The sequence below is a fragment of the Pseudoduganella danionis genome, from assembly GCF_009720775.1.
Classification (GTDB): domain Bacteria; phylum Pseudomonadota; class Gammaproteobacteria; order Burkholderiales; family Burkholderiaceae_D; genus Rugamonas; species Rugamonas danionis.
This window is the reverse complement of sequence record NZ_WNKW01000005.1, coordinates 47,337-73,760: the sequence shown is the minus strand read 5'-3', so window position 1 is coordinate 73,760 and position 26,424 is coordinate 47,337. Positions and strand designations below refer to the sequence as shown.

General features: G+C 61.1%; 24 protein-coding genes. 14 read left to right on the top strand and 10 right to left on the bottom strand.

What is annotated here, in order from left to right:
• Positions 1-5 precede the first annotated feature (5 nt).
• From GM655_RS16935 to GM655_RS16915, 5 genes are all read right to left on the bottom strand, one after another.
• Positions 6-683 (bottom strand): Crp/Fnr family transcriptional regulator, encoded by a 678-nt coding sequence (locus GM655_RS16935; RefSeq protein ID WP_155435874.1) that lies wholly within the window; start codon positions 681-683, stop codon positions 6-8.
• A 25-nt stretch (positions 684-708) separates the two neighbouring features.
• Positions 709-2,136: an oxygen-independent coproporphyrinogen III oxidase gene (gene hemN / locus GM655_RS16930; RefSeq protein ID WP_155435873.1), complete on the bottom strand. Its 1,428-nt coding sequence runs from the start codon at positions 2,134-2,136 to the stop codon at positions 709-711.
• Positions 2,137-2,148: 12 nt separating this feature from the next.
• The gene (locus tag GM655_RS16925) at positions 2,149-3,534 is read right to left on the bottom strand and encodes a NarK family nitrate/nitrite MFS transporter (protein ID WP_155435872.1); all 1,386 of its coding nucleotides are present in this window, start codon (positions 3,532-3,534) and stop codon (positions 2,149-2,151) included.
• 30 nt (positions 3,535-3,564) lie between these two features.
• A complete protein-coding gene (locus GM655_RS16920) occupies positions 3,565-4,812 on the bottom strand; it encodes an MFS transporter (RefSeq protein WP_371866866.1) in 1,248 nt (415 codons plus the stop codon).
• Positions 4,813-4,914: 102 nt separating this feature from the next.
• Positions 4,915-5,379: an RrF2 family transcriptional regulator gene (locus tag GM655_RS16915; RefSeq protein ID WP_155435871.1), complete on the bottom strand. Its 465-nt coding sequence runs from the start codon at positions 5,377-5,379 to the stop codon at positions 4,915-4,917.
• Positions 5,380-5,577: 198 nt separating this feature from the next.
• Here GM655_RS16915 and GM655_RS16910 point away from each other — a divergent pair, with 198 nt between their 5' ends.
• The 8 genes from GM655_RS16910 to GM655_RS16875 all read left to right on the top strand — a co-directional run bounded on the left by GM655_RS16910 (position 5,578) and on the right by GM655_RS16875 (position 14,325).
• A complete protein-coding gene (locus GM655_RS16910; protein ID WP_155435870.1) occupies positions 5,578-7,851 on the top strand; it encodes a nitric-oxide reductase large subunit in 2,274 nt (757 codons plus the stop codon).
• Positions 7,852-7,927: 76 nt separating this feature from the next.
• Entirely contained in the window at positions 7,928-8,194 is a 267-nt protein-coding gene (locus GM655_RS16905; RefSeq protein ID WP_155435869.1) for a DUF2249 domain-containing protein, read from the top strand.
• A gap of 120 nt (positions 8,195-8,314) precedes the next feature.
• Positions 8,315-9,745: a copper-containing nitrite reductase gene (nirK, locus tag GM655_RS16900; protein WP_155435868.1), complete on the top strand. Its 1,431-nt coding sequence runs from the start codon at positions 8,315-8,317 to the stop codon at positions 9,743-9,745.
• Positions 9,746-9,747: 2 nt separating this feature from the next.
• Entirely contained in the window at positions 9,748-10,557 is an 810-nt protein-coding gene (locus GM655_RS16895; RefSeq protein ID WP_155435867.1) for a formylglycine-generating enzyme family protein, read from the top strand.
• Positions 10,558-10,565: 8 nt separating this feature from the next.
• Positions 10,566-11,246, top strand: coding sequence for an SCO family protein (locus GM655_RS16890; protein ID WP_229632616.1), 681 nt, complete (start codon positions 10,566-10,568; stop codon positions 11,244-11,246).
• Between the two features lie 103 nt (positions 11,247-11,349).
• Positions 11,350-13,371 carry a ribonucleoside triphosphate reductase gene (locus GM655_RS16885; RefSeq protein ID WP_155435866.1) on the top strand — a complete coding sequence of 674 codons (2,022 nt, stop codon included), beginning with the start codon at positions 11,350-11,352 and terminating at the stop codon, positions 13,369-13,371.
• A 53-nt stretch (positions 13,372-13,424) separates the two neighbouring features.
• Positions 13,425-13,610: an anaerobic ribonucleoside-triphosphate reductase gene (nrdD, locus tag GM655_RS16880; protein WP_155435865.1), complete on the top strand. Its 186-nt coding sequence runs from the start codon at positions 13,425-13,427 to the stop codon at positions 13,608-13,610.
• Position 13,611: 1 nt separating this feature from the next.
• Positions 13,612-14,325, top strand: a complete 714-nt coding sequence (locus GM655_RS16875) for an anaerobic ribonucleoside-triphosphate reductase activating protein (RefSeq protein WP_155435864.1) — start codon at positions 13,612-13,614, stop codon at positions 14,323-14,325.
• Here the strand turns inward: GM655_RS16875 and ubiT are convergent.
• The 3 genes from ubiT to ubiU are packed head-to-tail and all read right to left on the bottom strand — an operon-like array spanning position 14,303 to position 16,774.
• Positions 14,303-14,821 carry a ubiquinone anaerobic biosynthesis accessory factor UbiT gene (gene ubiT / locus GM655_RS16870; protein ID WP_229632615.1) on the bottom strand — a complete coding sequence of 173 codons (519 nt, stop codon included), beginning with the start codon at positions 14,819-14,821 and terminating at the stop codon, positions 14,303-14,305. The genes GM655_RS16875 and ubiT overlap by 23 nt on opposite strands.
• Positions 14,818-15,720 (bottom strand): U32 family peptidase, encoded by a 903-nt coding sequence (locus GM655_RS16865; RefSeq protein WP_155435863.1) that lies wholly within the window; start codon positions 15,718-15,720, stop codon positions 14,818-14,820. The genes ubiT and GM655_RS16865 overlap by 4 nt, the downstream gene beginning before the upstream one ends.
• 16 nt (positions 15,721-15,736) lie before the next feature.
• On the bottom strand, positions 15,737-16,774 hold the full coding sequence (gene ubiU, locus GM655_RS16860) for a ubiquinone anaerobic biosynthesis protein UbiU (protein WP_155435862.1): 1,038 nt from the start codon (positions 16,772-16,774) through the stop codon (positions 15,737-15,739).
• A 158-nt stretch (positions 16,775-16,932) separates the two neighbouring features.
• On the opposite strand from ubiU, the gene GM655_RS16855 reads away from it, so the two are divergent.
• The 4 genes from GM655_RS16855 (at position 16,933) to GM655_RS16840 (ending at position 19,357) form a co-directional block, all read left to right on the top strand.
• On the top strand, positions 16,933-17,415 hold the full coding sequence (locus GM655_RS16855) for a hemerythrin domain-containing protein (RefSeq protein WP_161035215.1): 483 nt from the start codon (positions 16,933-16,935) through the stop codon (positions 17,413-17,415).
• Positions 17,412-17,663, top strand: a complete 252-nt coding sequence (locus tag GM655_RS16850) for a DUF2249 domain-containing protein (protein WP_155435860.1) — start codon at positions 17,412-17,414, stop codon at positions 17,661-17,663. The genes GM655_RS16855 and GM655_RS16850 overlap by 4 nt, the downstream gene beginning before the upstream one ends.
• Positions 17,660-18,991 (top strand): permease, encoded by a 1,332-nt coding sequence (locus GM655_RS16845; protein WP_155435859.1) that lies wholly within the window; start codon positions 17,660-17,662, stop codon positions 18,989-18,991. The genes GM655_RS16850 and GM655_RS16845 overlap by 4 nt, the downstream gene beginning before the upstream one ends.
• A 114-nt stretch (positions 18,992-19,105) precedes the next feature.
• On the top strand, positions 19,106-19,357 hold the full coding sequence (locus GM655_RS16840; protein ID WP_155435858.1) for a hypothetical protein: 252 nt from the start codon (positions 19,106-19,108) through the stop codon (positions 19,355-19,357).
• A 38-nt stretch (positions 19,358-19,395) separates the two neighbouring features.
• On the opposite strand, the gene GM655_RS16835 is transcribed toward GM655_RS16840, so the two are convergent.
• A complete protein-coding gene (locus tag GM655_RS16835) occupies positions 19,396-22,491 on the bottom strand; it encodes a ligand-binding sensor domain-containing diguanylate cyclase (RefSeq protein WP_196308797.1) in 3,096 nt (1,031 codons plus the stop codon).
• 233 nt (positions 22,492-22,724) lie between these two features.
• Complete coding sequence (locus tag GM655_RS16830) at positions 22,725-23,198, bottom strand: cache domain-containing protein (RefSeq protein ID WP_155435856.1); 474 nt, start codon at positions 23,196-23,198, stop codon at positions 22,725-22,727.
• Between the two features lie 199 nt (positions 23,199-23,397).
• On the opposite strand from GM655_RS16830, the gene GM655_RS16825 reads away from it, so the two are divergent.
• Both GM655_RS16825 and GM655_RS16820 read left to right on the top strand, forming a co-directional pair.
• A complete protein-coding gene (locus GM655_RS16825; protein WP_155435855.1) occupies positions 23,398-23,892 on the top strand; it encodes a response regulator in 495 nt (164 codons plus the stop codon).
• A complete protein-coding gene (locus GM655_RS16820) occupies positions 23,889-26,423 on the top strand; it encodes a GAF domain-containing protein (RefSeq protein WP_155435854.1) in 2,535 nt (844 codons plus the stop codon). The genes GM655_RS16825 and GM655_RS16820 overlap by 4 nt, the downstream gene beginning before the upstream one ends.
• Position 26,424 lies beyond the last annotated feature (1 nt).

Here is a 26,424-nt window from a genome sequence, read left to right as displayed (position 1 = left end):
CGCTTTTATTCCGCACAGCGGCGCAAACCGGCCCGATCCAGCAAGCTGATCTGGCGGCCTTTGAAGGTGATCAACTGCTGCGAGCACAGGTCGGCGAGGATGCGCGAGAAGTGTTCGGGCGTCAGGTTCAGACGCGAAGCCAGCACGCCTTTGGACGCCGCCAGCGTGAACTGATCGCCGCCCTCGGGGAACTCGCGCAGCAGATAGGCCGCTACGCGCTGGGTGCCGGAGCGCAGCGAGTACGATTCCATATCGCACATCAGGCTGTGCATGCGCTGGCTCAGGCCTGCCAGCATCTTGTGGGCGAAGCTCGAATCATTGTCGATCTCGCGGAAGATGGTGGGCTTGGCGACGTGCAGCAGCAAGGTATCTTCGGTGGCCTGGGCCGACACGATGTAGGGGCTGCCCATGAACATCAGCGCTTCACCGAAGCTGTGGCCGGGGCCGATCAGCTCGATGACTTTTTCCGCGCCACCGGCCGAAGTGAAGGACAGCTTGATCTGGCCAAACACCACCTGGTGGAAGCCTATGCAGGGATCACCCCGCTCGAACACCATCTGACCGCGCTCGAGCCGCACTTCAGTGGTGCCGAGCGCGATGCGGTCCAGTTCCTCGGCGCGCATGGAGGCGAACAGCGGCACGCGCGAGAGGAAGGTCTGTACCTTGATCTTACTTTTATCCATAGTTGTCTTGCTACTTAGCTCTTGCTTAGATGGTACGCGAATAGCGCATTACCTGCGGCCCTTCCACTTTGGGCAGGTGCAGATACTGGTCGAACGCCATGCAGATATTGCGGATCAGCAGACGGCCGCGCATCTTCACGCGCACGCCACGGCTGCCTACGCATAGCAGGCCCAGTTCTTCCAGCGGTTTCAGGCGCTCGAGTTCGGTCGCAAAATACTCGGGCCCGCTCACGCCCGCTGGCAGCGGCAGATCGTCGTAATCAAGGATGAAATTGCACATCAAACGGTTGATGGCCGTACGCCGGATCACGTCATCCGCATTCAGCGTGATGCCACGCGCGATAGGCAAGGCACCGGCATCGATACGTTCGTAATACGCCGTCAGGGTCTTTTCGTTCTGGCTGTAGCTATTCCCGACGGCGCTGATGGCCGACACACCGAGCGCCACCATGGGCGCGTCGGCATGGGTGGAATAGCCCTGGAAATTGCGCTGCAGCTTGCCCACTTCGCGGCTGCGCGCCAGATCGTCTTCGGGCAGCGCAAAGTGATCCATGCCGATATACACATAACCTGCGCCCGTCAGCTTCTCGATGCACAGGCCCAGCATGGCCAGCCGGGTTTCGCCGTCGGGCAGATCGGCTTCGTTGATCAGCTTCTGCGCCTTGAACAGGTTCGGCATGTGGGCATAGTTGTACACGGCCACACGGTCGGGACGGGCCGCAATGATGCGGTCCAGCGTAGGGCCGAAACTGGCGACGCTCTGCAACGGCAGGCCATAGATCAGATCGACACTGACGGAGCGGAAGCCGTATGTGCGCGCGGCCTCCAGCACGGCCAGCGTCTGCTCGGGCGATTGCACGCGGTTGACGGCCTTCTGCACTTCCGCGTCGAAATCCTGCACGCCCAGACTCAGGCGATTGAAGCCTTGCCGGCGCAGCACGCCGATACGTTCGGGCGATACCGTGCGCGGATCGACTTCGATCGAGAATTCGCCTTCTTCATCGCTGACGAACTCGAAGTCCGCACGCAGGCGGGCCAGCAGCTCGTCCATCTGCTCGTCCGTCAGATAGGTCGGCGTACCGCCACCGAAGTGCAACTGGGAGACGGCACGGCCACGGCCCAGCAGCTCTACCTGCATGGCGATCTCGCGGTACAGATAGCCCAGATACTCGGCCGCCTTGCCCTTTTCCTGCGTGATGATCTTGTTGCAGCCGCAGTAGTAGCACAGCGAAGCACAGAATGGGATGTGCACATACAGCGACAGCGGTGCTGCCGCACCTTCCGCGCTCAGGCTGCCGATGGCAGCCTGATAGGCGGCGATGCCGTAACCGCCGTGGAAGCGGTCTGCCGTGGGGTAGGACGTGTAGCGCGGACCGTTCAGGGTCAGCTTGCGAATCAGCGCTGCATCAAACAGTTCCGTGCGGGTCGCCACAGCGGCGGCATCTTCAGACATATCAAACTCCGTTTAGCAAGGCATGGCCGCATTTTTACGGGCGTAGCACCACCACGTAATAGCGATGCAGCTCATGTAGAAAGCAATGAAGCACCACAGCGCAGCGTCAGGACCGCCCGTCATCGCAATCGAGGTACCGTAGCTCTTCGGAATGAAGAAGGCACCGTAGGCGGCAACCGCGGAAGTGAAGCCCAGCACTGCAGCACCTTCCTTATTGGCGTCAACGATCGCTTGTTGTTGTTCGGCTTGCGATTTGCCAGCCGCTGCGCGCTGACGCTCGGTCATGAAGATTACAGGAATCATGCGGAAGGTGGAAGCGTTGCCCACGCCGGTACCGGCGAACAGCGCCATGAACATCCAGAAGAAGCCGGTGAAATTGCCGGCTGCACCGCCGTGCGGCAGGAAGCTGATCACGCCGTACACGGCTGCAATCATGCCGACAAAGGTCCACACCGTTACTTTGGCGCCGCCCAGTTTGTCTGCGATCACGCCGCCGACCACACGGGCCAGTGCACCGACCAAAGGACCCAGGAAAGCGTACTGCAGCGGGTTCACATCAGGGAACTGGGTTTTGATGAGCAGCGGGAAACCGGCCGAGTAGCCGATGAAGGAACCGAAGGTACCCGTGTACAGCCAGCACATCAGCCAGTTGTGTTTGCGTTTGAAGATCACAGCCTGATCAGCGAACGATGCTTTGGCCGAGGCCAGATCATTCATACCGAACCATGCCAGCAGTGCGCTGACGGTGATGAAAGGCACCCAGATGAAACCGGCGTTCTGCAGCCACATGGTGCTGCTCTTGCCAGCTTTGACGGCGGTCTGGGCATCGCCGCCCAGCGTACCGAATACGCCCACGGTGATCACCAGAGGTACGACGAACTGCACGGCCGATACGCCCAGATTGCCCAGGCCGGCGTTCATGCCCAGTGCATAGCCTTTCTGTGCTTTCGGGAAGAAGAAGCTGATGTTGGCCATCGACGAAGCGAAGTTACCGCCGCCGAAGCCGCACAGCAGCGCCAGGATCAGCATGGTCGGATAGCCGGTGGTGACGTCCTGCACGGCAAAGCCTATGCCCAGCGCTGGAATCAGCAGCGAAGCGGTGGAAATCGTGGTCCACTTGCGGCCGCCGAAGATAGGCACCATGAACGAGTAGAAGATACGCAGCGTCGCGCCGGACAGGCCCGGCAGCGCCGTCAGCCAGAACAACTGGTTGGTGCTGTACTGGAAGCCGATGGCCGGCAGATTCACCACCACCACGCTCCACACCATCCACACGGCAAACGCCAGCGCCAGTGCGGGGATGGAAATCCACAGATTACGGTTGGCCGTATCGCGTCCGCCGCTGGCCCAGAACGTGGAGCTTTCTGGCTCCCACGTGTTGATCATATATTTGCTCATGAAATTCTCCTAAAAATACAAATGTCGGCCTCAGGCCTTGGCCTGGGCTTTGACAGCGGCCGCAGCCGCTTCGGGACGGAACGAGTAATGCATCCACACCAGCGAAACGCAGACGGTGCCGTACAGCAGCATGAAGGCGCTGGAACGCACGCCCGTCATGTCCAGCAGCGCGCCGAACAGAATCGGCAGAATGAAGCCGCCCAGACCGCCAGCCAGACCCACCACGCCCGAGACGGCGCCGATGTTGTCGCTGAAGTCGTCGGCAATGAATTTGAAGACGGACGCTTTGCCGACCGCCATGGCAGTACCGACGATGAACAGCAGCACCGTGAACACGGTAGGCGACAGGGCCAGATCGAGTTTCAGATCGCCACGGGTGGTGGTGATGATCATTGAAGTCTGTGGGTAGGACAGCAGGAAGAAGCATACCCAGCAAACCCACATCACCCACCAGGTCACTTTGTAGGCGCCGTAGCGGTCGGAGATCCAGCCGCCGACTGCGCGCAGCACGCCACCAGGCAGCGAGAAGCAGGCAGCCAGCAAGGCAGCCAGTTTCAGGTCGAAGCCGTATTCGCCCACATAGTATTTGGTCATCCACAGGGCCAGGCCCACATAACCACCAAACACCACCGAGTAGTACTGGCAATAGCGCCATACGCGGCGGTCGCCCAGCACTTTCATCTGCGCGCCGAAAGAAATCGCGGAATTGGTCTTGTGGCTAGGATCGGTCGCCGTGAAGACCCAGAAAATCGCGCAGGTGATCAGCATGGCGATCGCATACACCTTCGGCAGTGCCTGCCAGCCCCAGGCAGCGATGATGGCGGGTGCGACGAACTTGGTCAGTGCCGAACCGGAGTTACCGGCACCGAAGATGCCCATGGCCAGACCACGGCGCTCGCTGGGGAACCAGCGTGCAACATATGGCGTACCGACCGAGAACGAGCCGCCGGCCAGACCGATGAACAGGCCCAGCACGAGGAACTGCCAGAATTCGGTGGCGTAGCTGATCAGGAAGATGGCCGGCACCGTGGCCAGCATCAGCAGGAAAAACACGATGCGGCCACCATATTTATCGCACCAGATACCGAGCGGCACGCGCACCAGCGAGCCGCTAAGTACGGGCATGGCAGCGAGCAGACCAAACTGCGTTTCATTCAGGCCGAGCATTTTTTTGATGGGGATGCCCAGCACGGCGAACATCATCCAGATCGCGAAACAGATCGTGAATGAGAAGGTGCTGGCGGCGAGTACCCCTACCGCTTTGTTATTGCTTGCCACGTTACACTCCTAACGAGTTTAGAATGCGCTCAGGGTACGCGCCGCGCCAGACCTCGCCAATTGGCCGGAAGGCTAGGCGACCCCGGCAATCAGGCTAGCTATCTAGTCCGAAGTGACTAGTTGGATGATCTGGTCGAAGCGGTTGCGCGGCAAGCCCGAGGCCGGCAGCTGCGGCAGCAGGTCGGCCAGCGTGACTTCGTCGAGCACGGCCAGAAACGCATGGCTGGCGCGTGCCAGCACGCCCTGCAGGCCGCAGGCCAGCGCATACGGGCAATCCGTCTGGCCGCCATCGAAGCAGGCCGTCATATGGAAATGCGGTTCGCTCGCGCGCACCACCTTGCCCAGATTTATTTCGCCCGGACGTAGCGCCAGCACGATGCCGCCATTGCGTCCACGCACCGTGCGCACCACGCCGCTCAGGCCTAATTGATGTACCACCTTGTTCAGATGGTGTTTCGCCATGTCATGGCGCTGCGCTATGTCGGCCACTGTCACCAGCCTGCCCTGCTGGCTGGCCAGATCGAGCAAAGTGCGTAGCGTGTACTCCGTAAATACCGTTAATTTCATGATGCCTCAGCACAAAGTGTCGCGAGGCAGCCATTATTCCCGCCCTCTTGTGCATTTGTTCATAACTTGGATCAAGAAAAACAAGGATCGAATATACATGTTTAAAACAGCGGCCTAAAATCGGCCCCATCGTTCTGGATAAGACCGGAGCGAGGGTTTTCAAGCTGATACATAACTCACGAACTAAGGAACCATGTCATGCACGCTACGCGCAAACTCTGGACCTGGCTCGGCTTGATCTGTGCTCTTTCCTTCGCCGTCCTCGGCTGGGTGGGAGCAGAAATCTATCTAGCCGCCCCACCCATACCAAAACAAATTATTAGTGCCGATGGCAGCCAGCTCTTCGGCGAAGGCGAAGTTGACCGAGGCCAGCAGGCATGGTTGTCCGCCGGCGGCCAGCAACTGGGCACCGTCTGGGGCCACGGTAGCTATGTAGCACCGGACTGGTCGGCAGACTGGCTGCACCGCGAAGCCGTAGCGCTGCGCGAACTGTGGGCCCAGCGCGACTTCACCGCGCATTTCGAAGACCTGAGCAAATCCAATCAGGCCTATCTGAATGCCAAGCTGAAGGAAGAAATGCGCCGCAATACCTACGATAAGACGCGTGGCGTGATCGTGGTATCGGCTGACCGCGCTGCCGCTATCCGTACTGTGGCCAAGCATTACACCGGCCTGTTCGGCGACGAGGCCAGCCTCGACGCACTGCGTACCCAGTACGCCATGAACCCTAACTCGATCACCAATCCAGATGATCTGAAAGCCCTGCCGGCTTTCGTGTTCTGGTCGGCCTGGGCTGCTGCCACCGACCGCCCTGGCCAGCAAGACCTGAGCTACACCAGCAACTGGCCACACGAGCCGCTGATCGACAACCGTCCTAGTACCGGTGCCGGCATCTGGTCTATCGCCAGTGTGATCCTGATGATAGGCGCCATCGCCGCCATGGTGATGTTCCACAGCGCAGCCAAAGAGGAAGAAGATCCAGCCCCACCTAAGGCTGATCCGCTGCTGAACCTGAAAGCCACGCCTTCCATGCTGGCGACCAAAAAATACTTCTTTGTCGTGATCGGTCTGATCCTCGCGCAAGTTGGTATGGGCGTGATTACGGCCCACTATGCGGTCGAAGGCCGCAGCTTCTTCGGCTTCCCACTGGCCGACATCCTGCCATTCGTAGTTAGCCGTACCATCCACACCCAGTTCGCCGTGCTGTGGATCGCCACTGCCTGGCTGGCTACCGGCCTGTACATCGCACCGGCCATTTCCGGCCATGAACCACGCTTCCAGAAACTCGGCGTGAATCTGCTGTTCTACGCACTGCTGTTCATCGTGGTCGGTTCGACCGCCACTGGCTGGCTCGGTTCGCTGCAACACAAAGGCACGGACTTCTCGTTCTGGCTCGGTAACCAGGGTCTGGAATTCACCAGCATGGGCCGTATCTGGCAAATCCTGCTGTTCGTCGGCCTGCTGATCTGGGTCACCCTGCTGGGCCGTGCCCTGTGGCCAGCGCTGAAAAAACCATCGGATAGCCGTGGCCTGATCGTCATGGTGTTCCTGTCGGCCATGTGCATCGGCGGTTTCTACGCTACCTCGCTCACCTGGGGCCAGCATAGCCACTACTCGATGATCGAATACTGGCGCTGGTGGCTGGTCCACCTGTGGGTGGAAGGCTTCTTCGAAGTGTTCGCTACCGCTGTGATCGCTCTGCTGTTCACCCGTCTGGGCCTGATCCGTGCTGCGACTGCCAACAGCGCCATCGTGCTGGAAACCATAGTGTTCCTGTTCGGCGGCATCCTGGGCACCCTGCACCACCTGTACTTCACCGGTACGCCGACTTTCGTGATCGCTATCGGCGCCATGTTCTCGGCTCTGGAAGTGGTACCGCTGTCGATGATCGGTATCGAAGCATGGCGCAACTACCAGCGCTCGAAAGCTGCACCATGGGTACAGACTTACAAATGGTCCATCCTGTGCTTCATCGCTGTGGGCTTCTGGAATACCGTGGGCGCTGGCCTGCTGGGCTTCTCGATCAACACCCCGATCGCGCTGTACTACATGCAAGGTCTGAACATGACGGCAGCCCACGGCCACGCCGCGCTGTTCGGTGTATATGGCATGCTCGGTATCGGTCTGCTGCTGTTCTGCCTGCGTGGTCTGGCTAGCCGTCTGGCCTGGTCCGATGCGCTGCTGCGTCCTATGTTCTGGTGCCTGAATATCGGTCTGGCCATGATGGTATTCATCTCGCTGGTTCCAGCCGGTATCTACCAAGCCTGGGCTAGCATCAGCACCGGCATGTGGTTCGCCCGCTCGCCTGAGATCATCCACTCGAAACTGATGGAAACGCTGGTGTGGCTGCGTGTACCGGGCGACGTAGTATTCGCACTGGGCACCTTGTTCCTGGCGCTGTTCGCCTGGCGTCTGCTGGTCGCGAAACGCGAAACCATCGCAAGTAGCGACAAGCAAACCAACCGCGCTTAACCCCCCCTCCCTGTTGCTGCATGATGCGCCCGCATCATGCAGCAGCTTTCAATCCAGTATCCAGAAAGATCACACAATGTCACACGATTGCTCTATGCCCAAAGGGCCGGACGGTATCTATCCATTCGATGCACGCGGCGTTGCCAAGCGTTTTCGCCACGCTGCCATCTTCGGCGCACTTGACGCTTTATTTCCCGGCGAAATTATGCGATTCTGTAACGACCACGACCCATTGCCTTTGCTAGCGCAGATCGAACAGCGCTATCAGGGTCGCGTTAAAGTCGCTTATGTGGCACGCGAACCTGGGCAGGTGGTCATCGACTTCCTCCTCAGCGCAGCCTGAAACTTTCACTCCGCCAATTTTTCATAATCCATATCATGGAAAACTTAGGCTTGCAGACTTAGCATGTGTTCATGCATCCGATACACGGCTGCGGCAAGTCAACGTACAAGGGGAAATAAGATGAAAAACAAATTCAAACTGAGCGCAGCAACTCTGGCCACTTCGGCTCTGCTGGCAATGATGGGTGCGACCGCAGCCGTGGCTGCCGAACCTGAACTGCCAGTCATTACCCAAGAGCTGGTAGCTCCACCACAACTGCCGCCACCGATCACCCGTAAGACCGCTGCCCACGTGGTGGTCAACCTGACGGTAGAAGAAGTCGAACGCGAAATCGCCCCGGGCACCCGCTACACCTTCTGGACTTTCGGCGGCACCGTACCAGGCAAATTCATCCGCGTACGTGAAGGCGACACCGTCGAACTGCACCTGCTCAACCTGCCAGACAACAAGCTGCCGCACAATATCGACCTGCACGCCGTAACGGGCCCAGGCGGTGGCGCAGCCCAGACCCTGATCGCTCCCGGCAACGAAGCCACCTTCACTTTCAAAGCCCTGCAATCGGGCCTGTATGTGTACCACTGCGCCACCGCGCCGGTGGGCATGCACGTGGCCAACGGTATGTACGGCCTGATCATGGTCGAGCCGAAAGAAGGCATGGAGAAGGTCGACAAAGAATACTACGTGATGCAGGGTGATTTCTACACCGAGGGCAACTACCGCGCCCCTGGCCTGCAGAACTTCGACATGCAGAAAGCCATCGACGAGAAGCCTACCTATGTGCTGTTCAACGGTGCCGACGGCGCACTGACGGGTGCCAACTCGCTGACCGCCAAGGCCAACGAAAAAGTCCGTATGTTCTTCGGCGTGGGTGGTCCTAACATCACCTCGAGCTTCCACATCATCGGCACCATCTTCGACAAGGTCTACTTCGAAGGCGGCACCAAGTATCAGGAAAACGTGCAGACCACCATGGTGCCTGCTGGCGGTTCGGCCATCGTCGAATTCACCCCACGCGTACCGGGCAACCTGACGCTGGTTGACCACTCGCTGACCCGTGCGTTCAACAAAGGCGCCATCGGCCTGCTGTCGGTCAACGGTCCGGACAAGCCTGAGATCTACAGCAAAGGCATCAAGAAACCACTGACGGCCGCGACCATCGCCAAAGTTGCACCAGCAGCCAAACCAGCGGCCAAAGATACCAAACCAGCCGTCGCTGCTGCCCCAACGGTCCATGCGCGTGGTAAAGCTGTGTTCGATGCCAACTGCGCCGTCTGCCACCAGGCTGATGCCAAAGGCGTAGCCGGTGTGTTCCCACCGCTGGCCCATTCGGACTTCTTCCAGCAGCGTCCATACGAAATGGCCCACATCGTGCTGAACGGTCGCAGTGGCACCATGGTTGTGAACGGTCAGAAATACAATGGTGTGATGCCAGCCCAGGACCTCAACGACGAGGATATCTCGGCCGTCATCAACTACATCAGCGTAGAACTGAACGAAGGCCAGCCTGTGCTGACGCCTGAGCAAGTGCGCGATATGCGCAAAAAACGCTAATCATGAAAGCGCCCGCCCTCCAGTCCTTGCGGCTGGCGGCGCTGGCACTGCTGACCGCTACGGCGGTCAGCGTTCATGCTAGCGATACCGCCGTACCAGACTACCGCACCATACAAGGAGGTAGCCTGCGTACGGTACTTCCGGCTGATGGCGTTGCCGCCGATGCCAAGGTTGCGCCATTCCAGTTGCGCAGCCGCCTCGTTACCAATGCCGACTTTGCAGCCTTTGTGCGCCAGCACCCTGAATGGCAGCGTGGCCAGGCTCCCGCCCTTTTCGTTGCACCAGCCTATCTATCCGGCTGGACCAGCCCCACCGATTACTCCCCCATGGCGGCCGATGCGCCCGTCATCCACGTTAGCTGGTTTGCCGCCCAGGCTTACTGCGAAAGTGAAAACGCCCGTCTGCCACGCTGGTACGAATGGGAATTCAGTGCCGCTGCCGATGCGACGCGCGCCGACGCGCGCGACGACGAAGCGTGGCTGGCCAACATCCTGCACTGGTACGCCGACGCAGGCAAGAGCACGCCGCGCAGCGTGGCAGGATCACCGGCCAATTACTACGGCATCCACGACCTGCACGGCCTCGTGTGGGAATGGGTGGAAGATTACAGCGGCCTGTTCGTCAATGCCGACAGCCGCGCCAAAGGGGAACAGAAGCTGCTCGACTACTGCGGCGGCGCTGCCGCCACGCTGGCCGACCGGCGCAACTACGCCATACTGATGCGCCTGGCCCTGCTGTCGGCCATGGAAGCCAATCAGGATGGCGGCAATCTGGGCTTCCGCTGCGCGCGCGACGTCGCCCCCGCCAAATAAGGAACCTCATGATGAAACCCTCCGCCTCACGCGCTGCTGTACGCCAGCTCGGGCGCGGCCTGGCTGCGCTGCTGCTCAGTACAGCCGCCTGCCACGCCGCCTATGCCGGCGCCGATACGGGCCGTAGCACGGCCGCCAGCGCGCCCGCATCGGCAACGGCCAGCACCGCTAACAACGCCCTGCCCGGCAACTCGCTGTATCAGCTCGACATCAGCCTGACCGATGCGAACAACCAGCGCTTCAGCCTGCGCGACATGGCCGGCACGCCCGTGCTGGTGACCATGTTCTATGGCGATTGCAATGCGGCCTGCCCGATCATCATCGAAACGCTCAAGCGCACGGTGGAAGCGCTGGGCGCCAACGCCAGCAAGCTGCGCGTGCTGATGGTCAGCCTCGATCCGTTCAATGACAGCCCGGCCGGTCTAGCCCAGCTAGTCAAGAACAAGCAGCTCGATCCGCAACGCTTCCGTCTGGCCGTGGCCAAGGATGAAAGCCAGACCCGCATGCTGGCCGGTGCGCTCCAGATCAAGTTTCGCCAGCTCGGCGATGGGGTCATCAACCACACTACCCGCGTGGCCCTGCTCGATGGCAGCGGTTTGACCAAGGCGGTCAGCACCCGGCTGGACACCACCCCGGATGCCGAGTTCGTCAAGCAAATCAATAGCTTACTGAAAACGGTAAAAAATTAATCTGGATCATGGAAAGCAGAAATAGCTTTCCTGACGGTTGACCATACAATATCTAGTGTCTAATCTACTTAAACCTACTACATATAGCGTTTAAGGGGATAGCATGGATAACGATCTGTGGCACACCAATATCATCAAACGGGACGGCAGCACGCAGCCGTTCAGTCTCTCGCGCATCACCGCCGCGCTGCTGCAAGCGGGCCGCGCCAGCGGTGAATTCGACCAGCCGGTAGCACAGCAACTGGCCGGCTACGCGCTGCAGCAGTTGCGCGCGCTGCCTGAAGGGACCACGCTCAGCGTCGAACGCATACAGGATGCCGTCGAGAGCGCACTGTACGACGCCGGCTACCGCGCCACGCTGCGCTGCTACGTGGTGTACCGCGAACAGCACGCCCAGTTGCGCCAGGACCGCAGCTCCATCGTCGATGTCGAATCGTCGATCAACGAATACCTGACACGCGCCGACTGGCGCGTCAATGCCAACGCCAATCAGGGCTATTCGCTCGGTGGCCTGATCCTCAACGTCTCGGGCAAGGTGATCGCCAACTACTGGCTTAACCACGTCTACCCGCCTGCCGTGGGCCAGGCCCACCGCGACGCAGATGTGCACATCCACGACCTTGACATGCTGGCCGGCTATTGCGCCGGCTGGTCGCTGCGCACCCTGCTCAATGAAGGCCTGAACGGCGTACCGGGCAAGATCGAATCGGGCCCGCCCAAGCATATGCACAGCGCCATCGGCCAGATCGTCAACTTCCTCGGCACGCTGCAGAACGAATGGGCCGGTGCGCAGGCTTTCAGTTCCTTCGATACCTATATGGCGCCGTATGTGCGCAACGACGGCCTCGATTATGTGCAGGTGCGCCAGTACATGCAGGAGCTGATCTTCAACCTCAACGTCCCGTCGCGCTGGGGCACCCAGACGCCGTTCACCAATCTGACCTTCGACTGGGTCTGCCCGGAAGACCTGCGCGAGCAGATCCCCCATATCGCCGGCAAGGAAATGCCGTTCGCCTACGGCGATCTGCAGGCCGAAATGGACATGATCAACCGCGCCTACATCGAAGTGATGATGGCCGGCGACGCCCATGGCCGCGCGTTCACTTTCCCGATTCCGACCTATAACATCACGCCCGATTTTGCGTGGGATAGCCCGAACGCGGAACTGCTGTTCGAAATGACGGCCCGCTATGGCCTGCCCTACTTCCAGAACTTCGTGAATTCGGAACTCAAGCCGAACATGATCCGCTCGATGTGCTGCCGTTTGCAGCTCGATCTGCGCGAACTGCTCAAGCGCGGCAATGGCCTGTTCGGTTCGGCCGAGCAGACTGGCTCGCTGGGCGTGGTGACGATTAACTGCGCCCGCCTCGGCTATCTGTACCGCGGCGACGAAGCCGGCCTGCTGGCCGCGCTGGACCGCCTGCTGGAGCTGGGTCGCGACAGTCTGGAAATCAAGCGCAAGGTAATCCAGCGCCACATGGACAATGGCCTGTTCCCTTACACCAAACGCTATCTGGGCACGCTGCGCAACCACTTCTCCACGCTGGGCGTGAACGGCATCAATGAAATGCTGCGCAACTTCGACCCTGTCAACCAGCAGGACATCACCAGCGAATGGGGCCGCGCGTTTGCCCTGCGCCTGCTCGACCATGTACGCGCGCGCATGCTGGAATTCCAGGAACAGACCGGCCATATGTACAACCTCGAAGCCACGCCGGCCGAGGGCACGACCTACCGCTTTGCCAAGGAAGACCGCAAGCGCTTCCCCGATATCCTGCAAGCCGGTACGGCCGAACAGCCGTATTACACCAACTCTTCGCAACTGCCGGTCGGTTATACCGACGATCCGTTCGAAGCGCTGGAACAGCAGGACGCGCTGCAGCGCAAATACACGGGCGGCACCGTACTGCACCTGTACATGACGGAAGCGCTATCGAGCGCGCAAGCCTGCCGCACGCTGGTGCAGCGCGCACTGGGCCGCTTCGGCCTGCCGTATATCACGGTGACGCCGACCTTCTCGATCTGCCCTACCCACGGCTATCTGAAAGGCAGCCACAAGTTCTGCCCCAAATGCGATGCCGAACTGATCGCCCGCAAGCAGGCCAAGCTTGGCTCGCCTGCCTGAACCCGGACCGTACTTACTTATTGCCCACTTACTGACCGACGAAAGGAACTACCATGCAGACCACTACCAGCCCTGCCCAGAGCACCATCATCCTCGACGATAGCGAACGCCAGCCTTGCGAAATCTGGACCCGCGTGATGGGCTATCACCGTCCGCTGTCCTCGTTCAACACGGGCAAACAGGGCGAGTTCAACGAACGTAAATACTTCGTCGAACCCTGCAACGCCAAGCAGCACTAAGATGGACGCCAGCGCCCTCAAAGTCGGCGGCTACACGGCCTTCAGTGCCACCGACTATCCGGACCAGCTCAGTGCAGTGGTATTCGTACAGGGCTGTCCGTGGCGCTGCGGCTATTGCCACAACCCCCATCTACAGCAGCGCACCAGCGCCAGCCCGCTCGCGTGGGAAGACCTGTGCGCCACGCTGCAAAAACGCGCCGGCCTGCTCGACGCGGTCGTCTTCAGTGGCGGCGAAGCCACCATCGATCCGGCGCTGGGCGAGGCCATGGCGCAGGTGCGCGCCATGGGCTTCAAGATAGGCCTGCATACAGCCTGCATCTATCCGGCGCGGCTGCGCAGCGTGCTGCCGCTGGTGGACTGGGTAGGCTTCGATGTGAAAGCGCCGTTCAGCCGCTATGCGGGGATTACCGGCATCGCCAACAGCGGCGATCCGGCCCGTGCCTGTGTGGCAGCGATTCTGGAGAGCGGCGTGGCTTACGAATGCCGCAGCACCGTGCATCCCGTGCTGCTGCCTGAAGAAAGTGTGCTGGAAATGGCGCGCCAGCTAGCGGCCATGGGGGTAGAAAACTATGTGCTGCAACCGTTTCGCAGCACCGGCTGTAACGACGACAGCCTGATTGCCAGTGCCGCCAGCGCTGGCGACTATCCGCCGGCGGCACTGGAACAGCAGCTCGCGCCGCTGTTCAAACGTTTCAGCGTACGGCGCCACCATTAGGCTGGGGCAGGAACTTGAGCAGGCGCAGCACGGCCTGCTTGCCCACTTCCGTCAGCGGCATATCCATCGCGTCCAGCGTATTCTTGACCAGCAGGCCCAGCTCCGTATCGCCTTCCATCGTCAGACGGCGGGCGAAGAACAGCGTGTCGGGATCCTGCTGGCGGCGCGCCAGCGCCACCATATCGGCCACGCAGGCGCCGATCTCCAGATCCGGCACACCACCAGCACGGCGCGCCGTGAAGCAGCTGCCATTCCAGCTGAAGTCGAACGCCACGCCGGCATCGCTGACGCGCACGCGCATGTGGCGGCCCAGCAGGCTGTTACGCACATCGTCCGGCAGCTGCGGGCGCAGCACCAGATTCAGCGCCGCCACGCACAGCAGCGAACCGGGATAGGCCGGCAGGCGCTGGCCCAGTGCCGTCAGAAAAGCCGGCAACTGCGGCGCCGCGTCGCTGCCCTTCTGGTTGATATTCGAATTGATCATGCTCGGGTTCATAGTACTTCCTCCATACGCTGTTCGAGGCCGGGTTTGCCGTACCAATAGCCATTACAACCTGCTGCCGGCATAAACGCCGTCATCGCATCGGCCACTTCCGCTGCGGGGGTTTCGCCTTTGCGCACGCTGTCATACGCGGCAATGATCTGGTCCATATGCTGGGCCTGCGGGCTCAGACGCAGCACTTCCACGCCCATCTGCTCCATCTGCGCCAGCTCGTTAATCAGGTTGTACACCAGCGCCGACTGGCTCTGGATACCATTGAGCACAAGGAAGGGCTGCTGCTCGCGCGTCTGCATCAGCAGGCCGTCCGGATGTTCGATGCAGCTGAACTGGCAGTCGTCCTTGGGCAGATTGCGGTTACGCGCCGTGAAGCAGCGCGCCGAGAAGGCCAGCGGCATGCGGCCATAAGCAAACACCTCGGTGGCGATATCGTTGGGACGCTGTTCCAGCATGGCCTGCAGGCCGGCGCGGCCCATCTCCAGCGGCATCACCCAGCGCGTGGCGCCCAGTTCCGCCATCAGCGCCAGCGTAGGCGGATTGTAGATGTTCAGGTGCGGGCCGGCCACAAACGGGCCTTTGTCCGACAGCAGTTGGACGGCGCCCATATCGCTCGCTTCGACCATGAAGCGGCCGTTGCCCGTCAGGCGGCGCAGCGCCGTCACGTCGGCGCTCGATTCGATCAGCGCCAGCGTCGACAGCACCACCTGTTTGCCGCGCGCTTCCAGCATGGCGGCAATTTCCAGCCAGTCGGCGGCCCGTACTTCATGGCGGCGCGAGCATACGCTCTCGCCCAGATACACGATGTCCACCGGAGTGTCGGCCATCGCTTCATAAAACTCCATCACCTTGGCACGTGGCCAGTAGTACAGCAGCGGCCCCAGAGCAAGTTTCAACATGTACTTCTCCCTCTTTCTATTTCCAGGCGCGGTGGTAGGCGCCCAGCGTGTGCTGCTGGCCTTCAGCCAGCTGGTTCAGTTCCGACATCCAGTTCGGCTTGACGGAGTAGCGCGCCGGATTCTGCAGCGCCTGATCGATGGCTTCGCGCCATACGCGCGTCACCTGCGCCACATAGGCGGGACTGCGCTGGCGGCCTTCGATCTTGACGGCGCGTACGCCCATGTCGATCAGCTGGGGCAGCAGTTCCAGCGTGTTCAGGCTGGTCGGCTCTTCCACTGCGTAATAGGTCTCGTCGTTGACATCGAAGCGGCCCTTGCACAGCGTCGGATAGCTGGCGTTTTCCTGCGGCGTGTAGCGGTCGATCAGCACGCCGTTCAGACGCGATTCCAGCCCGCGCGGGCTCTGTTGCCAGCGCACCGCCTTGGCAGGCGAGCAGACGCCGTGGGTATTCGGCGATTCACCCGTCACATAGGACGACAGCGCGCAGCGGCCCTCGACCATCACACACAGGCTGCCGAAGCCGAATACTTCGATTTCGACATTGGTGTTGTTCACCACATGTTCTACCTGCGCCAGCGACAGCACGCGCGGCAGCACGGCACGGGCCACGCCGAAATTCTTGTGGTAGAAGTTGATGGCTTCCGCATTGGTGGCCGAACCTTGCACCGACAGGTGCAGGCGCAGATCGGGGTAGTTTTCCGAGGCATAGCGCATCAGGCCCGGGTCAGCCAGAATCACGGCGTCCACGCCGGCGCTGGCAGCGCGGTCGATGGCGGTGCGCCACAGCGCGCTGGTTTCCGGTTGCGGATAGGTGTTCAGGGCCAGCAGCACTTTGCGGCCATGACGGTGGGCATAATCGATGCCCTGGGCGATAGCCGCATCATCGAAATTCAGACCGGCGAAATTACGGGCATTGGTGGCGTCACGGAAGCCCAGATAGACACAGTCAGCACCGAGATCGATGGCCGATTTGAGCGCAGGCAGACTGCCGGCGGGGCACACCAGTTCGATCGGACGCGGGCTGATGTCCGGAGAAATATCTTTTAGACTCATAGGGGTGGTCTTGCTTAGTGAAGTGCAAAGGTTTTTGCGACCACGCACTGTATCCCGTAGCCAAGCCCGAAATCCTTGACATGAATCAAGGAAAGCCAGCTTCCTGCGATGGGACAATGCATTGGTCATCCCGACGGTCTAGTAAAGCAGGAATTAGCATGAGTAACCTCAGTAGCATCAGCCAGTATCTCGAACACGATCACCAGTATTGCGACGACCTGTATATGCAGGCAGAAGAACATGTCGCCGAAACCCGTCTGGCTGAAGGCGCAGCCGCCTTGCAGCGCTTCATGCTGGCTTTCGAATTGCATCTTACACGCGAAGAACATCTGCTGTTCCCCGAACTGGAAAAACATCTGGGCAGCCAGGGCGGCCCGACGGCCGTGATGCGCATGGAACACGAGCAGATGCGCGCCATCCTGCGCCAGATGCTGGGCGCCATCGAGCATGCCGATATCGACAGCTTCTTCGACTTTGCCGACCATTTGCGCATGCTGATGCGCCAGCACAACCTGAAAGAAGAAAATGTGCTGTATCCCATGGCAGACCGTATACTGGGCGCCAGTAGCACCGCCATGCTGGAGCAGCTGAGCGACACCAGCCTGCCAGTGCAGAACCCTGCCCAAGGAGTTGCCGCATGACTAGCGAAGTCCCGAATGAAGTGCAGATCGACGTCAGCGGTCTGGAGCCGCCCGAACCCATGGTGCGCGTGCTGGAAGCACTCGACCTGCTGGCCGACGACGGCCGTTTGCGCGTGCTGATCGACCGCCAGCCGGTACCGCTGTATCAGGTGCTGCAAAGGAACGGTTATTCCCATCTGACCACCGCGCGCGCCGATGGTCTGTATGAAGTCTTGATCTGGATCACTGGCAGCGCCAGTCCCGTATGAGCGGCGCCAGCGTTCCGCGGCGCGTGCTGTCCTTCGATAGCAATCCGCCGTACACGCTGCCACTGCGCTTCTTCCTCAGTGCCCCGCTGTTTGTGTTGCTGGCCTGCGCGCTGCTGTTCTGGTACGGCGACGCGGCACTGGCCAGCCGCTGGTCACCCTACACACTCGCCATCACCCATTTGCTGGTTCTGGGTTGCATCAGCATGACCATGCTGGGCGCGCTGATGCAGATGCTGCCCGTGGTGGCCGGCATCAGCCTGCCTGCCGTGCTGCGTATCGGCCCCATCGTACATGCCGGCCTGTGCGGCGGCAGCCTGTTGCTGGCAGCCGCTTTTAGCTGGCAGCAGCCATGGCTGTTCGTCGTCGCCGGGCTGTTGCTGCTGGCCACGCTGCTGCTGTTCGTCGGCGCCTGCACATTAGGCCTGTGGCAACAACCGGATAGTGGCGCGGCCGAAGTGGTGGCCGCCATCCGCCAGTCGCTGGCGGCGCTACTGGTGACGATCACGCTGGGAGCGTTGCTGGCCTCGGCCTTTGTCTGGCCCGCGGCAATCGGTCTGCCTTTGCAGCTACTGACGGATCTGCATGCACTATGGGGCCTGCTGGGCTGGGTCGGTCTGCTCGTGATGGGCATTGCCTGGCAGGTCGTACCGATGTTTATGGTGACAGAGCCGTATCCGCTCAAGGCGCGTAGCCGCGTCAGCACCGCGCTATTCCTGCTGCTGTGCGCAGTCTCCATGAGCAGCACGCTAAGCGGTGCAGGCCACAGTTTCCACCAGCTCGCACTGGTCTTGCTGGTGCTGGGCTATGGCGGCTTTGCCGGCCTCACGCTCTACCTGCTGGCGCGGCGCAAGCGCCCCAGTGCCGACACCACCACGCTGTACTGGCGTACGGCCATGGCCAGCCTGCTGCTGGCCGGCCTGCTGGCCTTGCTGATAAAGATACCGGCCGGCGTGCTGCCGTTTGCGTTGCCCGTGTATGCCAGCGAGCTGGCCATAGGCGCACTGCTGCTGACCGGTGTGGCCCTGTGCGCTATCAACGGCATGCTGTACAAGATCGTGCCTTTCCTGACCTGGTACCACCTGCAGGAAACCCGTGCGCTCGGAAATAGCGTACCCAATGTGAACCAGATTATTCCGCCGCAGCATGGCCGCTGGCAGTACTACCTGCATGGCTGCGCCGTGCTGCTATTGCTGGCCGCCTGTTATGCGCCGGCGCTGCTGTGCCGCCCTGCGGCAGCGCTGATGGCTCTGTCCAGCCTCGCCCTGTGCGCCAACCTGCTGACGGCAGTACGTCTGTACCGCCGCCTGCAGCATGCCGTGCGGGCCTGATCGGCCATGCTACGGAGTCCGTATAGTCCTTATGGCCAATAGCGCGTAGCGGCGCTTGCAGCCAGAATATCCACCAGCGTCCGCTTTTCGGCGGTCCACCCGAGAGAGTACATCATGACTTGCCTTGCAGAGCACTGCTACGACGGCCCTATGCTGAGCATTACGACCAATCGCGAGGGTAACCGCGTACACCGCCTGATCGATGACACCCTGTTCCCTACTCGTCCCAAGAAAGTGCTGGTAAGGCGCGACCCCATGGTCGCCGCGCTGTTCGGTGCAGCCCCCGGCGCCAGCGCCAATGATGAAGCACCGGCCCTGACCACTGCAGGCCGCGCACGCGGGCGCCGTCCGGCCACCAGCCGCTAGCTACCAACTGCAAGCCGCCAGCCGCTCACAGCCAGCGGCTAGCTGGCCATCACTGTGCGGTTGCGGCCAGCCTCCTTGGCCGCATACAGCGCCACGTCGGTGCGCACATACAGCGCATCGAACTGTTCTCCGGCTGCGCGCATGGCCAGCCCTATGCTGACGGTAGGATGCAGGCGGATCTCGCCGCTGCTTACTTCGGCCGCTGCAATCGCTACACGTACCCGTTCCGCCAGGCGCCACGCGCCTTCCTTGTCCGTATCCGGCATCAGCACGGCAAATTCTTCGCCGCCCATGCGGCCCAGCATATCGGTACTGCGGATGGTCAGCTGCGCCGCCTTCACGGCTGCCCGCAGCACTTCGTCGCCGAACGGGTGGCCATAGCGGTCGTTGACCTGCTTGAAGCCGTCGAGGTCCATGATCAGCAGCGCCAGCGGCTGATTGGTGCGCTCCATCAGGGCCAGATAGTCGCGCGCTCTTTCGATGAAATGGTGGCGGTTGGCGCAGCCCGTCAGCGAATCGATGGTCGCCAGCAGGAACAGCCGCTCATTGGCGGTGCGCAGTTCCTGCGCAGTCTGTTCCAGTACCAGCGTACGCTCTTCCACCTGCTGTTCCAGCGCACGCTGGCGCTGGCGCAGCAAGGCGGTACGCGCCTGTACCACGCTCACCAGCACGGCCAGCGCCAGTGCCGCCAGCAAGACGCGCAGCCACAGCGTCTGATACCACGCCGGAATCACGATCACGGGCAGATTGAGCGTATGGCGCGACCAGTTGCCATTGCGGTCAGCCGCCTGCACCCGCAGGCTGTACTGGCCAGGCGCCAGATTGGTGTAGCTGGCGAAACGGTGCAGCGCATCAGTCGAGATCCAGTCCGTATCGAAGCCGTCCAAACGGTAGCGGTAGGCGATGCGTTCGGGCGCAGCGAAATCGAGCGCAGCAAATTCCACTGTCACGCTATCGGCAGAATTTGCCACCTCGAGTGCATTGCGCTGGCCTGCATGGTTGTAGCGCGCCGACGCCACCGGCTTGCCGCCCAACTGGATGGCGGTAACCGCCAGCGGCGGCTGGTATTCGCGACTCTGCGTCTCGGTAGGACGCAGCACGGACAGCCCACCTTCACCGCCAAACAGCAGTTCGCCCTGGGCCGTGCGGCTAGCCGAGCCGACCCAGTAGCCATTGATGGCCAGTCCGTCCGCCTGATGGTAGATGCGCATGGCCAGGCTATCCGGGTCTAGCGTGACGATGCCGTCGGCCGTGGTGGCCCAGATCTTGCCGCTGCCATCGAGCAGCAGGGCATCCACATTCATGCTCGGCAAACCCTGCTCGCGCCCCACCCGCTCGAACTGCAACTGGCCAGACTGTTCCTTGCGCAGCACATGGATGCCACCGCCCAGCGTGGCCACCCACAGCCTGCCCTTGCGGTCCCGCATGATGGAAGACACCAGCCCGGCCGCCAGTGCCTGCGCCTGATTCTTGTCCGGCAGGCTGCGCGTGATCACGCCATTGCGCAGATCGAGCCGGTTCAATCCATTCCGGCTGCCTATCCACAGCGCATTGCCGGCATCCGCATACAGGGCCGTGATGCGGCTATCGCTGAGCTGGCCTGCATCGATGTGGCGCACGGCACCGCCGCCTAGCGGCAGCACCCAGATGCCGTCATCGCGCCCGCCCACCCACAGTTCGTCGCCTAGCCTGAGCAGCCGGTAAGTACTGGCGGCGGGCGGCCGGCCGGCGATGCTGATGCGCTGTACCTCGCTACCGGCGGCATTGACGCGGAACAGCCCGCGCCCGGTGGCCACGAATACGTCGCCATTGGCTGCTTCGGCGAAATCGAACACATGGTCGACCGGCAAAGCACTGTCGGCCCGCTCGGCGTCCGCCACGATGTGCTGGATCACGTTGCGCTCGGGATCGACGATGTCTACGCCCTGGCCCTGCAGGCCCAGCCAGATACGTCCGTCGCTATGGGTGTAGACGGCAAACAGGTCGGCACCGCGTATGCTGCCGCTGCGGCGCGAATCGCCGAACACGGTGCTGACCAGTTTCTGCTGGCCGTCGTGCCGGCTCACGCCACGCTGGCTGCCTAGCCAGATGGCGCCGCTGCGGTCGGCAAAGATGGCGAAGATAATGTCGCCGGCCAGGCTGCTGGCCAGCGCCGGATCGTGGCGTATGCGCCGGTAGCTATCGTCGCGCAAGTCCACTGCCAGCACGCCCTGGCCGTAAGTGCCTATCCAGACTTCCTCGGGCCCGGCCGCGCCCAGGGCATACACCCAGCTATGCTGCAACAGATTGTGCGCATCGCCATGACCGGAGAACTGTTGCGCTATCGCATCGTTCTTGCCCATGCGGAAAACCCCGTTGTGGCGCGTACCTATCCAGATTTGACCTAATGCATCTTCGAACAGGCTGTGTACGGCTATCTGCCCGTCCTGCCCGCCCTGCAGAGCTACACGATGGAATGGCTGGTGCGCCGCATCGCGCCGGTACAACCCGCTCCCCATGCCGACCAGCAGCGCGCCGCTGCGTAGCCGCAACAGGGAAAATACCGCTGCGGCCGGCAGTTGATTGCGGCCCTGGGGCGTGATCACGCCGCTGGCCGCATCGAGCCGGTCCAGCCCGCCGCCTGTGCCTATCCACAGGCCGCCGCCATCATCCTGCGCCAGCGCATTCACGGCCATATGGCTCAGACCGTTCTGGCCTACCCGGTAGTTGATGAAATGGTCGTCGCGCGCGTCGTAGCGGGCCAGCCCGCCGGAACTCGTGCCTATCCACAACTGGCCCGCGCTATCCTTGTGCAAGGCCGTTACCCAGTTATCCGGCAGCGAACGGGGCTGGGCAGGATTGGGCTGGTAGGTGCGAAAACGGTAGCCATCCCAGCGGCTCAGGCCGTTCTGGGTGCCGACCCACAGGAAGCCATCCGCGTCTTCGACAATGGCAGTGGCGATCGAGTTGGGCAGGCCCTGGGCCTGCGTGTAGTTCTGGAACACGGCATCGCGCAAGCCGGCCCAGCGCTCCGCGGCCTGTGCCGGCAGGCTGCAGACCAGCATGGTGAACAGCCAGAGCAAGCCCAGCTTGATCAGCACAGTCCAGCCCGGACGGGCCGGCGTGCAGCCCTTGGTTCGGCATTCACAGTTCAATGGTAGGCGTCCAGAAGACGGTAAACGGCTGCGCCACATGTAGCCACAGCGCAAGGCTGATTTGAGTCTATCTGAAGGCTGTGTACTTGGGCCGATAAAAGCGCGCGTGCGGACAAAAAAAACGCCCCGTTCACGGGGCGTTCTGACTAAGTATCTGATTTAGAGTATGTATTTACATCAAGTTAGAAAATTGCAATGCTGTGTGATTACAACTGTGCAAGACAAATGCTGCTTCAGTGGTACACGCCCACGCCCAGATAGTACTCGCCCACCCGTTCCACATAGGTGCTCTTGGGTTCCATTTTCTTGCTGATCGAGTTAGGCCACTGGTAATTGACCCAGCCATGACCGGACGGGCCATTGGCGATCTTGATGAATTCCTTGATCGGGTAGACATCGCCCGCCATCAGCTCCAGAATGTTCTTGTTCACCATACGTGGGTTCTGCCCGTGCGCCAAGGCGACGCCTTTCTCGTCCAGCATAATCACGTAAAGGTCGCCGACCACAAATTCGCCGGCGGGATCATTGAATGCAGCCACGGCCTTGTCCTTGCCGTTCTTATTCAGATAGGCTGCCGCGCGCTTGACCATGGCCACCGCTTCATCCGCCGTTCCACGCGGCGCCTGGGCTTGGGCGGCCACAGGAACAGTCCAGCCCAGCCCCACGATCAGCAGCAGGCTGGTGAGCATCTTGGCAAACATTTTCATGGTGTTCTCCTCTCGAGTTGTTGTTGCGGATGGGGTGAAATCATCATAGCACCGTCAGCAACAATCGACAAAAAGTATCGAAATTGATTTTTCTGGTGACTTTAATGGGGAAATCGTCTATTCTGATATTTCCGAATGCAAACACTATTTGCGTTTCAAACAATTCTTTGTACCACACTGAATCCGGAGAAACACCAACATGAGCAAAGGCATCATTCTCTGTGTCGATGACGATTCGACCGTCCTGAACGCCTTACGTACCCTGATCGGCAAAATTTTCGGCAACGACCATTTGGTGGAAATCGCCGAATCGGCCTCGGAAGCGCTGGAAATCATCGAGGATCACCATAAACGGGGACTGCAGCTAAGTGTCGTCATCTCCGACTACATCATGCCATGGATGCGCGGCGACGAACTACTGATCAAGCTGCATGAAATGTATCCGGCCGCCATCAAGATCATGCTGACGGGCCAGAGCGATCTGGAAGGCGTGAAGAAAGCCATCAATGACGCTAATCTGTACCGCTTCATTGAAAAGCCCTTCAACAATGCCGACCTGATCCTGACCATACGCTCGGCCCTGCGCGCCTTCCACCATGAAGCCCAGCTCAATGCCGAGATCGACGCCCTCAAGCTGCAACTGGAACAGAAGGATGGCGAGCTGGCGCAATTACGCGGCACAGCGACGGCATGAGTACCGCCCACGGACAGGGCCGCGATTCCGTCAGCGCCCAGCTGATGGCGCAACGTGAAGCTGATCTGGCCATCATCAACAGTGTGCAGACGGCGCTCACGGCACGCCTGCAGCTGGCCGATATCTGTACCATCGTGGGCGACAAGATCCAGCAGATTTTTCAGGCACAGGTCGTCAATATCGCGCTGCTCGAGCGCGACACCCAGCAGTTCCATGTACCTTATTACATCGAACGCGAACTGCGCGAAGCGCCCCATACCATAGGCATCTTCGGCTTTCGCAAGCACGTGCTGGAGAGCCGTCAGGCCCTGCTCTTCAACGAGAATCTGGCGCAGCAAAGCGTCGCCTACGGCAATCCCGTGCTGCGCGGCGAGACGGCCAAGAGCGCTGCCTTCATCCCCATGATCAGTGGCGACGAAGTGACCGGCGTGGTGACGCTGCAGCACCTCGATCTGGAATTCGCTTTCAGCGAAGCCGATGTCACCCTGCTCAAGACCATCACCAACATTCTCAGCACGGCGCTGGAAAACGCCCGCCTGTTCGAAGAAACCCAGAAGCTGCTGCAGCTGACGGCGGCGCGCGCCAGCGATCTGGAAGTGATAGGCCGGATCGGGCGCGAATTCACCGCCTGCCTCGACATGCAGGCCGTGTTCCATTCGCTGGCCCTGAATGTGCACCAGCTACTCAAGACCAATACCTTTTTCGTGCTGCTGATGAATAGCACCACGCAGAAGCTCGACATGGTGTTCGGCATGGAGAATGGCGCAGCCTTGGCGCCGTTCTCGCTGGCACTCGACGATCCGCTGGCCATGTCCTCGCGCTGCGCCCGCACCCGGCTCGAAGTGGTGCGGCATATGCGGCCCGGCGAGCCGCGCTATCTGGCCGGTAACTGCCCCAACCTGAGCAATCTGTATTCGCCACTGATCGTGGGCGAGCGCCTGCTGGGCGTGATGTCGGTGCAAACCATGGAATCGAATGCCTATGGCGAACGCGAACAATCGATCTTCCGTACCCTGTGCTCCTATCTGACCATCGCGCTCGACAACGCCGCTGCGCTGCAGGCCCAGCACGAAGCCGAGGCCCAGCGCGCTGCCACGCTGGAACAGGCCAATGCCACGCTCGAACAGCTGGGGGCCATCGGCCGCGAAATCACGGGCAATCTGGAACAGGCGGCCGTGCTGTCCTCGCTGGACCGCCATGTGCGCGCCCTGCTCGACACCCATAGCTATCGCATCTACCGCCTGCGTCAGGGTGGCAGCAAACTGAGCCTCGTGCTCGGCATCGACAATGACCAGCGGGTCGACAGCAACGGCGAACTGCTGGACATCGAACCGGCAGCGGCCCTGTGCATCGCCGAACAGCAGGAAGTGCTCGATGCGCAGGCCGGCACCAGCGCCATCTATGCACCACTGATGGCGGGCGAACGGGTACTGGGCGTGATGTCCATCCACACGCCACGCGCCCACGCCTATGGCGAGCGCGATGTCGCCATCTTCCGTACCCTGTGCGCCTACGGTGCGATTGCGCTGGCCAATTCGGACACGCTGGCCGCACTGCGTAGAGCCCAGGCCATGATTATCCAGCAGGAGAAAATGGCTTCGCTGGGCCAGCTGGTGGCCAACGTCGCACACGAGATCAATACCCCGATCGGCGCCATCAAGGCCAGCGGCCACAATATTGCGGAAGCGCTCGAACAAACCCTGAGCAACCTGCCGCGCCTGTTCCAACTGCTGGCCGAGCCGGAGCAGCAGCTATTCATCGCCATGCTGCAGCACACCCGCAACAGCAGCGGGATCCTGAATACGCGCGAAGAACGCGCCCTGACCAATCAGGTGATGGATATGCTGGAGCAGGCTGGCGTGACCGAGGCCCGGCGCAAGGCGGCCCTGTTGGTGGAGCTGCGCGCGCACGCGTATGCAGCCAACTATGTGGGCCTGCTACGGCACCCGCATGCCGATTTCATTCTCGATACGGCGGCCAGCATGGCCTCCATCGTCAGCAGTGCCAGCAACATCAACACGGCAGTGGAACGGGTGGCGAAAATCGTGTTTGCGCTGAAATCCTATTCGCGCGTCGACAGCTCGGGCGAACTGCGCGAAGTCGACCTGTGCCACAGTCTGGACACCGTGCTGACCATCTACCAGAACCAGACCAAGCAAGGCATAGAAGTGGTGCGCAACTACCATCCGATAGCGCCGCTACGCTGCCTGCCGGACGAACTCAATCAGGTCTGGACCAATCTGATCTACAACGCCATACAGGCCATGCAGAATCAGGGCACGCTGACCATCAACATAGAACAGGTGGGCAACGAAGCCGTGGTGGCGATACGCGACACCGGCTGCGGCATACCGCCGGAAATCCGCGACCGCATCTTCGATGCCTTCTTCACCACCAAGCCGGCCGGCGAAGGCAGTGGGCTGGGACTGGACATCGTGCGCAAGATCGTCGACAAGCACCATGGCCGCATCACGGTCGATAGCGAAGCCGGTGTGGGCACCGAATTCGCCGTCCACCTGCCCCTGCAATAAG

What these genes read in the sequence shown, in the direction of transcription:
- GM655_RS16845 (WP_155435859.1), top strand. Translation starts at nt 17,660, where the DNA reads ATGAGCGGCGCCAGCGTTCCGCGGCGCGTGCTGTCCTTCGATAGCAAT.
- GM655_RS16905 (WP_155435869.1), top strand. Translation starts at nt 7,928, where the DNA reads ATGTCACACGATTGCTCTATGCCCAAAGGGCCGGACGGTATCTATCCA.
- GM655_RS16830 (WP_155435856.1), bottom strand. Translation starts at nt 23,198, where the DNA reads ATGAAAATGTTTGCCAAGATGCTCACCAGCCTGCTGCTGATCGTGGGG.
- GM655_RS16855 (WP_161035215.1), top strand. Translation starts at nt 16,933, where the DNA reads ATGAGTAACCTCAGTAGCATCAGCCAGTATCTCGAACACGATCACCAG.
- GM655_RS16890 (WP_229632616.1), top strand. Translation starts at nt 10,566, where the DNA reads ATGATGAAACCCTCCGCCTCACGCGCTGCTGTACGCCAGCTCGGGCGC.
- GM655_RS16840 (WP_155435858.1), top strand. Translation starts at nt 19,106, where the DNA reads ATGACTTGCCTTGCAGAGCACTGCTACGACGGCCCTATGCTGAGCATT.
- GM655_RS16825 (WP_155435855.1), top strand. Translation starts at nt 23,398, where the DNA reads ATGAGCAAAGGCATCATTCTCTGTGTCGATGACGATTCGACCGTCCTG.
- GM655_RS16820 (WP_155435854.1), top strand. Translation starts at nt 23,889, where the DNA reads ATGAGTACCGCCCACGGACAGGGCCGCGATTCCGTCAGCGCCCAGCTG.
- GM655_RS16915 (WP_155435871.1), bottom strand. Translation starts at nt 5,379, where the DNA reads ATGAAATTAACGGTATTTACGGAGTACACGCTACGCACTTTGCTCGAT.
- nirK (WP_155435868.1), top strand. Translation starts at nt 8,315, where the DNA reads ATGAAAAACAAATTCAAACTGAGCGCAGCAACTCTGGCCACTTCGGCT.
- GM655_RS16925 (WP_155435872.1), bottom strand. Translation starts at nt 3,534, where the DNA reads ATGAGCAAATATATGATCAACACGTGGGAGCCAGAAAGCTCCACGTTC.
- GM655_RS16875 (WP_155435864.1), top strand. Translation starts at nt 13,612, where the DNA reads ATGGACGCCAGCGCCCTCAAAGTCGGCGGCTACACGGCCTTCAGTGCC.
- hemN (WP_155435873.1), bottom strand. Translation starts at nt 2,136, where the DNA reads ATGTCTGAAGATGCCGCCGCTGTGGCGACCCGCACGGAACTGTTTGAT.
- nrdD (WP_155435865.1), top strand. Translation starts at nt 13,425, where the DNA reads ATGCAGACCACTACCAGCCCTGCCCAGAGCACCATCATCCTCGACGAT.
- GM655_RS16895 (WP_155435867.1), top strand. Translation starts at nt 9,748, where the DNA reads ATGAAAGCGCCCGCCCTCCAGTCCTTGCGGCTGGCGGCGCTGGCACTG.
- GM655_RS16935 (WP_155435874.1), bottom strand. Translation starts at nt 683, where the DNA reads ATGGATAAAAGTAAGATCAAGGTACAGACCTTCCTCTCGCGCGTGCCG.
- GM655_RS16885 (WP_155435866.1), top strand. Translation starts at nt 11,350, where the DNA reads ATGGATAACGATCTGTGGCACACCAATATCATCAAACGGGACGGCAGC.
- ubiU (WP_155435862.1), bottom strand. Translation starts at nt 16,774, where the DNA reads ATGAGTCTAAAAGATATTTCTCCGGACATCAGCCCGCGTCCGATCGAA.
- GM655_RS16850 (WP_155435860.1), top strand. Translation starts at nt 17,412, where the DNA reads ATGACTAGCGAAGTCCCGAATGAAGTGCAGATCGACGTCAGCGGTCTG.
- ubiT (WP_229632615.1), bottom strand. Translation starts at nt 14,821, where the DNA reads ATGAACCCGAGCATGATCAATTCGAATATCAACCAGAAGGGCAGCGAC.
- GM655_RS16910 (WP_155435870.1), top strand. Translation starts at nt 5,578, where the DNA reads ATGCACGCTACGCGCAAACTCTGGACCTGGCTCGGCTTGATCTGTGCT.
- GM655_RS16865 (WP_155435863.1), bottom strand. Translation starts at nt 15,720, where the DNA reads ATGTTGAAACTTGCTCTGGGGCCGCTGCTGTACTACTGGCCACGTGCC.